Here is an 11,666-nt window from a genome sequence, read left to right as displayed (position 1 = left end):
CCCTCGGTGCGGGTGCCGGGTTCAGTGGGCGAAGCGGTCCGGGTCGGCCGCCTGCCAGTCGGATGCCCAGTCGGCGGGCGCGGATGCGAGCAGCTGGCCCGGGGTGAGCCAGGTGTGGAGCTCGGCGTAGGAGCGGACGGTGTGCGGGTCCACGCGCTGGAGCAGCATGTGGGGGCGAAGGCCGCGCGGGTCGTCGACCCCCAGCGAGGCCATGATCTGCAGGGCGCTCTTGACGGTGGCCTCCTGGTAGCGCCGTACGCGCTGCGACTTGTCGGGGACGTCGACGGCGCGGGCGCGCCGCTCGTCCTGGGTGGCGACCCCGACGGGGCAGGTGTTGGTGTGGCAGCGCTGGGCCTGGATGCAGCCGACGGCGAACATCATGGCGCGGCCCGCGTTGGTGTAGTCGGCCCCCTGGAGCAGCCGTTTGACGAGGTCGCTGCCGGTGGCGACCTTGCCGCTGGCCCCGATCCGGATCCGGTCGCGCAGCCCGACGCCCACGAGGGCGTTGTGCACGGCCATCAGGCCCTCGCCGAGCGGCAGGCCGACGTTGTCCACGAACTCCAGCGGCGCCGCGCCCGTACCGCCCTCGGCGCCGTCGACGACGATGAAGTCCGGGGTGCTGCCTTCCTCGAGCATGGCCTTGCACACGGCGAGGAACTCGCGGCGCGAGCCGAGGCACAGTTTGAATCCGACGGGCTTGCCGTCGGCGAGTTCGCGCATGCGCGCCAGGAAGCGCACCAGCTCGCGCGGGGTGGAGTACACGCGGTGGAAGGGCGGCGAGATCACGGTCTTCCCCTGCGGGACGCCACGGACCCGGGCGATCTCCGCGTTGACCTTGGCGGCCGGCAGGACGCCGCCGATGCCGGGCTTGGCACCCTGACTGATCTTCAGCGACACGCACTTGACGTGCTCGTGGGCGGCCTTGCGGGCGAACTCCCGCTCGTCGAAGCCGCCGTCGGGCGTCCTGCAGCCGAAGTACCCGGTGCCGATCTCCCACACCAGGTCCCCGCCGGGGCGCAGGTGGTACTCCGAGAGGCCGCCCTCACCGGTGTCGTGGGCGAAGCCGCCGAGCCGGGCACCGGTGTTGAGTGAGAGTACGGCCCGGGCCGAGAGCGAGCCGAAGCTCATCGCCGAGACGTTCAGCAGGGCCATGTCGTAGGGCCGGGTGCAGTCGGGGCCGCCGATGCGGATCCGGGGCGGGGTGGTGCTGACCGGCCGGGGGGCCATGGACGGGGTGAGGTACTCGCTGCCGGCCCGGTAGAGGTCGAGTTCGGTGCCGAACGGCTCCTCCGCGTCGGTGCCCTTGGCGCGTTCGTAGACGATGTCGCGGGTGTCGCGGTCGAAGGGGCGGCCGTCGAAGTTCCGCTCGATGAAGTACTGCTGGAGTTCCGGCCGCAGCTTCTCCAGTGCGAAGCGGAGGTGTCCGAGCACCGGGTAGTTCCGCAGGACGGAGTGCCGCCGTTGCAGGACGTCGTGGACGGCCGTCGCCGCGAGCAGGAGCAGCGGGGCGGCCGCGGCCGACCACCAGGGCGAGACGAGGACGGTGGCGGCGCAGGCGACCACCGCGAGCGGGACGAGGACGGCGACCACAAGTAGTTTCAGCACATCGCGCTTGTGTCCCGGAGCCGGGGAGCCATGCGGCCGGACGGCCGGCGGTGCCGGTCGTCGCGGGACGCGGGACGCGGGACGCGCACGGCCGTGGGCCCGAACTCGTCGGAGTTCGGGCCCACGGCCTCGCAGCGGTCGGACTCGGGCCGGTCAGAGCGGCGGGAGGCCGAGACGGGTGGTGGCGTAGTAGGTGCCCAGTTCCTGGTGGTAGTCCCGGTCGCCGAGGTGCTTCTCCCGGTGGAACTCGGGGGCGTCCTTGATCTGGCCCTTGGTGCGGTCCACGTAGACGATCCGCTCCTCCGGGTCGATGCTGACGACGGTGCTCGCCGGCAGCAGGACCTCCTTGCCGAAGATCCAGACCCCGGTGTCCACGACCAGGTAGGCGTCACCGACCTCGTCGGAGTGCTTGTCCACCTTGCCGATGCCGCCGTCGGTCGCCTCGACCTTGTAGCCGGTCAGATCGGTGCCGGCCAGGTGGCCCGAGGTCGACTTGTAACTCCACACATGCTCAGTCACGCGGAAACAACTCCTCCGATGGACGGGGGACGGCGGGGCAACCCCCGGCCGTCCGTCCTTCTTCGTACGTCGTGCACGGGGTGTTCGTGCTCCCCGTGAACTCCGCCTGCCCCGCCTCCGGCCCCTCATGCATGCGGACGGAACCACTCGGTCCGCGAGGCCCCGGCACCGCCGGGCCGGCCCGGACCCTATGCTGCGGGGATGATCAGGCCGATTGAACTCGTCATATTCGACTGCGACGGCGTGCTCGTCGACACCGAGCGCATCGCGACGCGCGTCCAGGTCGCCCTGGGGGCGGAGCTGGGGTGGCCGCTCACCGAGGGCGATGTGATCGACCTGTTCATCGGGCGGTCCAACGCCTCGGTACGGGAGCAGGTCGCGGCCCGGCTCGGCGAGGAGACGGCCGACGTCTGGGGGAAGCGGTTCGAGCAGCTGCACCGCGAGGCGGTGGACGCCGGTCTGACCGCGGTCGAGGGGCTGCCCGAGGCGCTCGACGCGATCACCCTGCCGACCTGCGTCGCCTCCAGCGGCTCCCACGAGAAGATGCGGCACACCCTGGGCCGTACCGGTCTCCACGACCGCTTCGCGGGCCGCATCTACAGCGCCACGGAGGTGGCGCGCGGCAAGCCGGCCCCGGACCTGTTCCTGTACGCGGCGCAGCGGATGGGCGTCGACCCGGCGGCCTGCGCGGTGGTGGAGGACAGCCGTCCCGGTGTCGACGCGGCCCGCGCCGCCGGGATGCGGGCCTTCGGTTTCGGGGGCGGGATGACCCCGGCCGAACGCCTCGAAGGCCCGGGGACGCGTGTGTTCCACGACATGCGGGACCTGCCCGGCCTCATCGCGGCGGGATGACCGGGCCGGCCGCCCCACGGGCAGGCGGCCCCCGGCGCTGCCACGGCCCCTGAGCAGGGCTTCGCGGCGTTTCCTCTAGAGTGCTTCCGGCCCCTCTTCGCGCCTGCGGCCCGCCCTCGGCGCGAACCGAACTGTCCGCGGGCCCGACCGAGGAGCAATCGTGACCGACCAGGCGTCCATATCGCTGCAGCAGGAGATCGCCCGGGACCTCCAGGTGAGCGCGTCCTTCGACGCCTCGCAGGAGATCGAGCGCCGCGTGGCCTTCCTCGCCGACCGGCTGGTCTCCACCGGGCTGCGCTCGCTGGTCCTCGGCATCAGCGGTGGCGTGGACTCCACGACCGCGGGCCGGCTGTGCCAGCTGGCGGTCGAGCGGGTGCGCGCCGCCGGGCACGAGGCGACGTTCTTCGCGATGCGGCTGCCCTACGGCGTCCAGGCGGACGAGTCGGACGCGCAGCTGGCGCTGGAGTTCATCCGGCCCGACCAGGTCCTGACCGTCGACGTCAAGGCGTCGAGCGACGCCGCCCTCCAGGCGGTGCTGGCCGGCGGCACGGTCTTCCGTGACGAGCACCAGCAGGACTTCGTGCACGGCAACATCAAGGCCCGGCAGCGCATGATCGCCCAGTACGCGGTGGCGGGCGCGCACGCGGGCCTCGTGGTGGGCACGGACCACGCCGCCGAGGCGGTGTCCGGCTTCTTCACCAAGTTCGGCGACGGTGCGGCCGACGTGGTGCCGCTCACCGGCCTGACCAAGCGGCGGGTCCGGGCCACGGCGGAGGCGCTGGGCGCGCCGTCCACGCTGATCTGGAAGACCCCGACCGCCGATCTGGAGACGCTGAAGCCGGGTCTGGCCGACGAGGAGGCGCTCGGCGTCACCTACGACGACATCGACGACGTCCTGGAGGGCAAGCCGGTCGACGCGGCCGCCCTCGAGATCATCGTCAACCGCTACCGCGCCACGGAACACAAGCGCCGGCTGCCGATCGCCCCCTGATCCGCTCCGGTCGGCCCTGTCGGTGCCCGCGCCTACGGTGGGGTCCATGAGCATGATCGGGAAGTACCTCCGCCTCACCCCCGCCCAACTCGACCGCGCCTCGCGCGACCCGGACTGGGCGGCCGAGCACGCGCACGGCCTGTACGACCGTGACGACGCGGCCGCCGCCGCGCGCGTGCACGAGACCGACAAGGCGTGGCACGCCCTCGACTTCCTGCTGACCCGGCGCGGCTTCCCGGTGGACGTGGTCTTCGGGGAGGCCGACATGCCCTGGCCGGCGGGCCGGGACTGGGGCTACGGCCCGCCCCGGCTGCTGACGGCGGACCGGGTGCGCGCCGCCGCGGACGCCCTGGACGCCCACTCCCCCGACGGTCTGGCCTACGGCGTCGCCCCGGCCGATCTGGCCGCGGCGAACGTCTATCCGCAGACCGTCTGGGAGCGGGGCGAGGATCCCGCCTGGGTCGGGTCCCACTGGGCCTCCCTCGCGGCCTATCTGCGTGCGGCCGCCCGGGACGGCGACGCGCTGCTGATCTGGATCTCCTGAGCGGAGCCAGGACCCGGTCGGAGTCCCGGCCCGCGTCGGGGAGCGGATCACCGCCCGCTGAAGGGCGCTCAGGCGGAGGTGGACAGGATGGTGTCCTGCGGCCTGCGGGCCGTGCGCCGGGCGCTGCCGGCGACGATCAGGGCCAGTAAGACCGCGGCCGCCTCGCTCTGCAGGATCCACGCGGCCTGTTTCAGCCGGCCCGGGTCGGGGACGGGGATGGACAGGGCCACGCACTCCGGGTTGCGGCCGGCGGTGATGGGCACCGCCGCGCACACCGTGCCGAGGGCGTACTCCTGGAGGTCGAGGAGCGGCGTGTCGGGCGGCCGGCCGTCGAGTTGCCTGAAGAGGACCCGCTCACTGGTGAGGGTGTGGGTGGTGAAGGGCGTGAGCGGGTGGCGGGACAGGTGGTCGCGCCGGTCGTCGTGGTCCAGTTGGGTCAGGAGCGCCTTGCCCACCGCGGAGGCGTGCGCGGCGGCACGGAAGTCGACCCACTCCTCGACCGCGGGTGCGGCCGGGCCGTCCGCGTACTGGGTGATGGCGACCTCGCCGTCGGTGTAGCGGGCGACGTAGACGGCGGCGCCGACCGCGTCCCGTACCCAGGCCAGCGTCTCGCGCAGGTGCCCGCGGCCCTCACCCCCGTCCGTCTCGCTCAGCAGCAGGGCGTGGCCGGCCACATAGGCGTCCGGTCCGATCGGCGTGGCCAGGTCGGCGCGGATCAGCTGCTCGACGGCCCGCGCGAGGACCAGCTGCGGCAGCTTCGTCTCCCGGGCGATCTGGGTCAGGTTCACCCCGCCCGAGTGGCGGTTGACGACCTCCAGGACGCGCAGGGCCTGGTGTACGGATTCCAGCGCCGCCGGGGCCGGGCGTCCTTCGGGGGACGTACGGGCCGCATGGGTCAACTGCGGCTGTTTCAGCGCTTCGAGTGACCACCCGCTCGCCTGCTCCGTGAGGTGCAGCGGATTGAGCCGGGCGTTCTGGGCGACGGCCACGGCGACCTGCGGGCCGGGGGTGTAGACCTCCCCAAGGTCTGGGTGCTCCTTGCGGGGGCGTCCCGTGAGGGCCTGCCGCAGTCGCGCCGGGAGCCGCAGCGGCGGCCTGCAGGCCCGTCCCGGCCCGCCGGCCAGGGAGGTGAGGTCCTGGGTGGTGATGGGCGGGGACGTCCAGATGACGGAGGCTCCGAGGGCCTCTTCGAGGTCGGGCGGGAGCTGGGGCAGGGGCGGCAGGTGGTCGTCGGGCGGCAGGGCATGGGCCTGGCGCTTCCAGTACCGGGCGGTCGCGACCTCGGCGCGCGACAGGTGGTGGAGGTAGAGGCAGCGGGCGGCGGTCTGCGAGCCCGCCCCGGCCGCGTACTGGAACCAGAACTGCGCGCCCTCCGTGCGGTCGGCGAGGTGGAGCAGGCAGCCGAACAGCAGCGCCGAGTCCATGCCGTGGGGCCAGGAGTCGGCGGCCAGGGCGAGTTCGGCGAAGTCCCGGCTCTCCACGAGGCACCAGGTGAGGTCGTCCAGGCCGCGGGCGGCCCGTACGTGGCAGGCGGCGTCGAGGACCAGGTCGTCGGTCTCGGCAGGGGCGGTCCGCCCGAGTCCGGACGCGGCCGCGCCGGCGGCGGTTGCGGTCGCCGAGCGGGCGCGGTCGGCGGCGATCCGGCGGGCGATGCGGCGCCGGGCGGCTCCCTCGTCGTATCCGGCGTACTCCTCCGCGAGCACCGTCGCGTCCGCCAGGGCCGCGTCCAGTTCACACAGCGGCATGTCGCGGTGGCGGGGCATGTCGCTCACTGGTCCTTCTCCTCTCCGGGGATCCAGTCCACCCCGAGTTTGCGGGACAGGGTTCGGCGTGCGCCGCGGATGTGCGATCGGACGGTGGCGGGGGAGATCCCCATCATCCGGGCGACCGTGTCGCAGTCGTTGCCCAGCAGGAAGGCCAGCAGCACCACGTCGTACTGCCGCTCGGACAGGCCCGCGATCGCCGCGTACAGCCCGAGCTTCGACTCCAGCAGCTCCAGCCGTTCCCGGGAGGAGCGGCGCAGGGCGGCGAACCAGGCCGTCTCCACCAGGGCCACCTGCCGGCCCAGGACGGCCAGCCGCCGCTCGACGTGCTCGCGCAGCACCGCCCAGGCGAAGCCGTGCAGGCTCGCCTCCTTCAGCGCCTGGCGCCACACCTTCAGCAGGAAGGTGAAGACGTCGTCGACGACTTCCTCGGCGTCCTTGGGATTTCCCAACTGCAGGTGGGCGTAGCGCAAATAGGCGCGGTGCTGCTGGGAATGGAAAGCGGTGAACTCCACCGGCAGCACTCCGGCCAGTTCGCTGGAGACGGCGCGGTCTCCCGATGGGTCGAATTCCCCTTCGTTCATACGCTCCCCCACAGCTGTTCACGGCCACCCGTCGGGGTGGCGGGGACTTGACGGCGGCGGGCCGCGGGAACGGCCGGGAGACGTTCGGAGGACGGCCCGTCGGCTCCTCTCCCGGCCCCGCGGCCCGGCAGGCGCATGCGCGCCCGGAACACATCGGCTGCGTCAACGCTGACCATGGTGGTGACCGACAGCGCGCGGGCGACCGTCTCGGCGACATTCACTTCGGAGCGAACCTTCCCAGTGGAGTGTGCGTGAACGGCTGCCTGCCCCCGCACCAGCAGCCGCGGAGCGCCGGGCGCTCCCACTCACCACCCCATCGGAAAACGAGCCCGATCGTGCAAGCCGGTCCTCGGAAATCCCGGGAACGAAGCGCATTCGCTTCTCCGCGCGCCCCTGACCCCCCGCGCACGCCCCGGCGGGCCGCTCATCGCACCGGACGGGGCGGCGCGGAGTTTCAGTAACGTGGTCGGCCCGGAGACGACCCGGCGCGGGTCCACGGGCGGTGTCGTCCAACAGCGGGCTGTCAGGAGGCGGTTGTGCGGGGCGGAACGATTGCGGTGGTCGGCGGGAGCATCGCGGGCTGCGCGGTCGCCACGGCGGTGGCGCGGGCGGGTGCCGGGCACGTGGTGGTCCTGGAGCGTACGCGCGGCCGGCTGGCGGACCGGGGCGTGGGGTTGTGCGTGCACGACGAGCGGGCCGTCGAACTCCGCGCGAGCGGCGCCCTGCCCGCCGGGATCGAGGCGCACCGGCTGCGGCGGCGCCGCTGGGTGGTCCGGGACGACGCCGAGGGCGCCGGCGGGCGGCTGCTGTGGCAGCAGCCGTTCCCCTTCCACTCCTACCACTGGGGGCTGCTCTGGCGCGCACTGCGCGAGTCCGTGCCGGACACGGTGGTCTACCGGCAGGGCGAGACGGTGACGGCCGTCGAGGCCGCCGGGAGCGGAGCCGACGGGCGTGACGGGGCGCGGGTGCGGCTCGCGGGCGGTTCGGTGGAGGGGTACGACCTGGTCGTCGGCGCGGACGGCTACCGGTCGGTGGTGCGCGCGGCGCTCTGCGCGGACTCCCGGCCGCACTACGCCGGGTACGTGTGCTGGCGCGGGAACTTCGACGCGGCCCGCCTGCGCGAACTCGGCGCTCTCGCGGATCCGGTGCCCGAGGCGGTGACCACGGTCTGCTTCCCCGGCGGGACCTGCGTCGTGTACCGGATCCCCGGGCCCGGCGGCCCCCGGGTCAACTGGGTGCTCTACGCGGCTCCCCCGCAGGACGGGCAGCTGCGTCTCGACGACCCCACGAGCTTCCCGCCGGGTGCGCCGACCCCCGGACTGGCGGAGCACCTCGACGCGTTGCTCGAGCGGGAGTTCCCGCCGTACTGGCGGAGGGCGCTCGCGCTGACGGACCCGGCGGACACCTTCGTCCAGCCCATCTACGACCTGGAGGCGGCCCGCACCGCAGGCGGCCGCCTGCTGCTCGCCGGGGACGCCGCCAGCGTCGTACGCCCGCACAACACGAGCGGTGCCGCCAAGGCCCTCCAGGACGCGACCGCCCTCGCGGACGGCTGGCGCCGCTCGGAGTCCTTCGAGGAGCTGCTGGACGGCTACCAGCGGGCGCGCGGGGCCGCCGGCCGGGAACTGGTCGCGCTGGCCCGCCGCCTGGGCCGGGCCCAGGTGGAACGGACCCCGGCCTGGGCGGCCATGGACGGCGACGGCATGGCGGCCTGGTGGCAGGGCCAGCTCGACGGGGCCCCCGGCATCGGGGGCCGGGCCATGTCGCCCTGAAGCGTTCGCGAAGTGGCGCCGCCCGCCCGCCCGGAGGGCGGGCGGCGCGGGGCAGACGGGACTCTGCCGGGGCGCCCCGCGGAGTGTCTAGCCGCCGAGGGCGGTGTTGCCGGTGATCGTGCCGTCCGTGCCGGACACGGTGACCGCGTGGCGGACGCCGTCGGGGCCGAGGACCACGGCCAGCCATGCGCTTCCACCGCCCTCCTGGGCGACCGCGCGCAGGCTCTCCACCTTGCCGCCCGACACGGCCGTCGCGGCCTTGGCGGCCGCGTCGCCGATGGACAGGGACGGCAGCGGCGCGGGCGCCTGGGCGCCCTTGCCGGAGCCTGCGCGGCCCTCGAAGCGGCCGGGAGCGCCGGGGAGACCGGGGGCGTCGGGGTGGCCGAAGCGCTCGCGCGCCTTGGGCCCGTCCTCGCCGCCGGGCGCCTTGCGCGCGCGCTCGTCGTCGGGCGCCCCGCCCTGCGGCCCCCGCTTGGGCCCGCCCCCGTGGCCGGAATCGAAGCGGAGCATGTGCGGTGCCCGGTCGGCCCGCTCGTGGTGGTGGTGCTCGGCCACGGCGACCGCCGTGACCCCGCCGCCCACGACCACCACGACCGCGCCCGCCGCGACCCAGCGGGCACGCCGGCCTCGGGGCACCAGCCGGGACAGCACCACGCGCCGCCGCGCGCCGGCCTCCGGTGCGTTCCCGGGCTTCTGCTCGGGCGGCGGCGGAACGGATTCAGACATACGGTTGCTCCTTCTGACGACCGGACGCGGTGCCCGGCTCGCCCCAGAGCATGCTGAGAGGTTGCTGAAGCCCAGCTGAAGCCACCTGAAGACCTCTTCAGCCGGGCGCCGCGGGGGCCTGCGATCCTGTTCGGCATGCGCGTACTGGTGGTGGAGGACGAGCGGCGGCTCGCCGTGGCCCTGCAACGGGGTCTGCAGTCGGAGGGGTTCTCGGTGGACGTGGCCCACGACGGGCCCCAGGGCCTGTGGATGGCGACCGAGCACGACTACGACCTGATCGTCCTCGACATCATGCTCCCCGGGCTGAACGGCTACCGGATCTGCGCGAAGCTGCGCGCGGCCGGAAACGAGTCGGGGATCCTGATGCTCACCGCCAAGGACGGCGAGTACGACGAGGCGGAGGCGCTGGACACCGGCGCCGACGACTTCCTGTCCAAGCCGTTCTCCTACCTCGTGCTGGTCGCCCGGCTGCGCGCGCTCGGCCGGCGTACGGGTGGCCGGCGCCCGCAGGTGCTGCGGTTCGGCGACCTGCTGATCGATCCGGCCCGGCGCACCTGCTCCCGTGGCGCGACGGAGATCCGGCTGACCGCGAGGGAGTTCGCGATCCTTGAGTACCTGGGCCGCCGGTCCGGCGAGGTGGTGTCCAAGCGGGACATCCTGGAGCAGGTGTGGGACGCCGCCTTCGACGGTGACCCCAATGTCGTCGAGGTGCACGTCAGCGCGGTCCGCCGCAAGGTCGACGCCCCGTTCGGCCGGGCCGCGCTGGAGACCGTACGGGGAGCCGGATACCGGCTGGCGGCCGACGGTGGCTGAACCCTCCCGCCTCCGCGGACGCCTGGGCGGCGTCCTGCGCTCGCTCCCCCACGCCGCCCAGGGCCGGTGGCCGGTCCTGCGCCGGCTGTGGCCCACCACGGTCCGGGCCCGGGCCACGGCGGGCGCCGGCCTGGTGGTGGGCGCGGCCCTGGCGCTCGCCTCGTTCTCCCTGCTGGGGCTGCTGGAGGCCAATCTGCTGCGCAACGCGGAGAACGACGCGCGGCGGCAGGCCGAGACGGTGGCGCAGCTCGCCGCCACCGGCAAGCTCGGCCGGGCCCGTCCGGCGGGCCGCGCGGTGGAGTTCGTCCAGGTGGTGAGCGCCGACGGAAGGGTGCTGTTCTCCAGCCCGAACCTCATGGGGGTGCCCGCGTTCCCGCCGGCCCCGCCCGAGACGCCGGGGACCCGGCTGCACACCTGGCGGGTCCGACCGGTCGACGGCGATCACCGTCAGCGGGTCGTGCAGGTCGTCACCCAGACGCCGGACGGCCCGGCCACCGTCTACGCCGGTGCCTCGCTGCGGGACGCGGACGCCGCCGACGACGTCACCACCGCCGCGCTCGTCATCGGCATGCCGCTGCTGCTGGCCACCGTCGTCCTCGTGACCTGGCGGGTCACCGGGCACGCGCTGCGGCCGGTGGAGGCGATCCGCGCGGAGGTGGCCGGGATCTCCGACCGGGACCTGCACCGCCGGGTACCGGTCCCCGCCACCCACGACGAGGTGGCCCGGCTGGCCGAGACCATGAACGCCACCTTGGACCGGCTGGAGGCGTCCGGCATCCGCCAGCGGCAGTTCATCGCCGACGCCTCCCACGAACTGCGCAGTCCCATCACCGTCCTGCGCACGCAGCTGGAGGTGGCGCTGGCCGTCCGGGACGCGGAGCTGTGGCCCGAGCTGATCGGCGGCGCCCTGGAGGACATCGAACGGCTCCAGCGCCTCGCGGCGGACCTGCTGCTGCTCGCGCGGATCGACGCGGCCCAGCCGGTGACGGCCGCCCCGCTGGACCTGGGCGCCCTGGTGCGGGAGGTGGTGGAGGCCCGCCTCGGCGACCGGGTGCCCGTACGGGTGGACCTCGCAGCAGATGTGGTGGTCACGGCGGGGGCCCTGTGGCTCGGCCGTGTCATCACCAATCTGGTCGACAACGCGCAGCGGTACGCCGAGCTGGGCGTGGACGTGACGCTGCGCACCGCGGGCGGCGGCGCGGAGCCGCGTACCGCCGTGCTGGAGGTCGTCGACGACGGCCCGGGGATCCCCGGGCCCGACCGGGAGCGGGTCTTCGAACGGTTCACGCGGCTCGACGACTCGCGCAGCCGTGACCACGGCGGAGCCGGCCTGGGCCTCGCCATCGCACGTGATCTGAGCACGCACCACGGGGGAACGCTGACGGCGCAGGACGGTGCGGGCGGCGGCGCCCGGCTGGTGCTCAGGCTGCCGCTGACGCCGCGGGCCGGCCGTGGTCCCGCCGGCGAGCAGGCATTCACGGCGGGATGAAGGGCAGG

Annotated in this window: 11 protein-coding genes; 6 read left to right on the top strand and 5 right to left on the bottom strand. The window is 74.1% G+C overall.

What is annotated here, in order from left to right:
- Positions 1–21: 21 nt before the first annotated feature.
- Both IG86_RS0135170 and IG86_RS0135165 read right to left on the bottom strand, forming a co-directional pair.
- Positions 22–1,602: an FMN-binding glutamate synthase family protein gene (locus tag IG86_RS0135170; RefSeq protein ID WP_385872474.1), complete on the bottom strand. Its 1,581-nt coding sequence runs from the start codon at positions 1,600–1,602 to the stop codon at positions 22–24.
- 156 nt (positions 1,603–1,758) lie between these two features.
- Complete coding sequence (locus IG86_RS0135165; RefSeq protein ID WP_030833251.1) at positions 1,759–2,124, bottom strand: PRC-barrel domain-containing protein; 366 nt, start codon at positions 2,122–2,124, stop codon at positions 1,759–1,761.
- A gap of 201 nt (positions 2,125–2,325) precedes the next feature.
- On the opposite strand from IG86_RS0135165, the gene IG86_RS0135160 reads away from it, so the two are divergent.
- From IG86_RS0135160 to IG86_RS0135150, 3 genes are all read left to right on the top strand, one after another.
- Positions 2,326–2,976: an HAD family hydrolase gene (locus IG86_RS0135160; RefSeq protein WP_030833248.1), complete on the top strand. Its 651-nt coding sequence runs from the start codon at positions 2,326–2,328 to the stop codon at positions 2,974–2,976.
- A 160-nt stretch (positions 2,977–3,136) separates the two neighbouring features.
- The gene (gene nadE, locus IG86_RS0135155; RefSeq protein WP_030833245.1) at positions 3,137–3,967 is read left to right on the top strand and encodes an ammonia-dependent NAD(+) synthetase; all 831 of its coding nucleotides are present in this window, start codon (positions 3,137–3,139) and stop codon (positions 3,965–3,967) included.
- Between the two features lie 46 nt (positions 3,968–4,013).
- Positions 4,014–4,511: a DUF1877 family protein gene (locus tag IG86_RS0135150; RefSeq protein ID WP_030833242.1), complete on the top strand. Its 498-nt coding sequence runs from the start codon at positions 4,014–4,016 to the stop codon at positions 4,509–4,511.
- A gap of 68 nt (positions 4,512–4,579) precedes the next feature.
- On the opposite strand, the gene IG86_RS43345 is transcribed toward IG86_RS0135150, so the two are convergent.
- Positions 4,580–5,410, bottom strand: a complete 831-nt coding sequence (locus tag IG86_RS43345; RefSeq protein WP_045937481.1) for an IclR family transcriptional regulator domain-containing protein — start codon at positions 5,408–5,410, stop codon at positions 4,580–4,582.
- Positions 5,411–6,279: 869 nt separating this feature from the next.
- On the bottom strand, positions 6,280–6,858 hold the full coding sequence (locus IG86_RS0135140) for an RNA polymerase sigma factor (protein WP_234308832.1): 579 nt from the start codon (positions 6,856–6,858) through the stop codon (positions 6,280–6,282).
- A 536-nt stretch (positions 6,859–7,394) separates the two neighbouring features.
- On the opposite strand from IG86_RS0135140, the gene IG86_RS0135135 reads away from it, so the two are divergent.
- Positions 7,395–8,630 (top strand): FAD-dependent monooxygenase, encoded by a 1,236-nt coding sequence (locus IG86_RS0135135; RefSeq protein ID WP_030833236.1) that lies wholly within the window; start codon positions 7,395–7,397, stop codon positions 8,628–8,630.
- A gap of 87 nt (positions 8,631–8,717) precedes the next feature.
- Here IG86_RS0135135 and IG86_RS0135130 read toward each other — a convergent pair whose 3' ends face one another.
- Positions 8,718–9,356, bottom strand: coding sequence for a hypothetical protein (locus IG86_RS0135130; protein ID WP_030833233.1), 639 nt, complete (start codon positions 9,354–9,356; stop codon positions 8,718–8,720).
- 135 nt (positions 9,357–9,491) lie between these two features.
- Between IG86_RS0135130 and IG86_RS0135125 the strand changes: the two genes are divergently transcribed.
- The gene (locus tag IG86_RS0135125) at positions 9,492–10,169 is read left to right on the top strand and encodes a response regulator transcription factor (protein ID WP_030655173.1); all 678 of its coding nucleotides are present in this window, start codon (positions 9,492–9,494) and stop codon (positions 10,167–10,169) included.
- Between the two features lie 76 nt (positions 10,170–10,245).
- Entirely contained in the window at positions 10,246–11,658 is a 1,413-nt protein-coding gene (locus tag IG86_RS0135120; protein WP_045937482.1) for a sensor histidine kinase, read from the top strand.
- The last annotated feature ends 8 nt before the right edge of the window (positions 11,659–11,666 follow it).

This window comes from Streptomyces virginiae, assembly GCF_000720455.1.
In the GTDB taxonomy this organism is placed as follows: Bacteria; Actinomycetota; Actinomycetes; order Streptomycetales; family Streptomycetaceae; genus Streptomyces; species Streptomyces virginiae.
The sequence above is the reverse complement of the archived record's forward strand: the minus strand, read 5'-3'. Positions and strand labels throughout refer to the sequence as shown.

Excerpts from the sequence above, each read along its gene's own strand:
- IG86_RS0135160 (WP_030833248.1), top strand. The coding sequence starts at position 2,326 with ATGATCAGGCCGATTGAACTCGTCATATTCGACTGCGACGGCGTGCTC.
- IG86_RS0135150 (WP_030833242.1), top strand. The coding sequence starts at position 4,014 with ATGAGCATGATCGGGAAGTACCTCCGCCTCACCCCCGCCCAACTCGAC.
- IG86_RS0135140 (WP_234308832.1), bottom strand. The coding sequence starts at position 6,858 with ATGAACGAAGGGGAATTCGACCCATCGGGAGACCGCGCCGTCTCCAGC.
- IG86_RS0135130 (WP_030833233.1), bottom strand. The coding sequence starts at position 9,356 with ATGTCTGAATCCGTTCCGCCGCCGCCCGAGCAGAAGCCCGGGAACGCA.
- IG86_RS0135125 (WP_030655173.1), top strand. The coding sequence starts at position 9,492 with ATGCGCGTACTGGTGGTGGAGGACGAGCGGCGGCTCGCCGTGGCCCTG.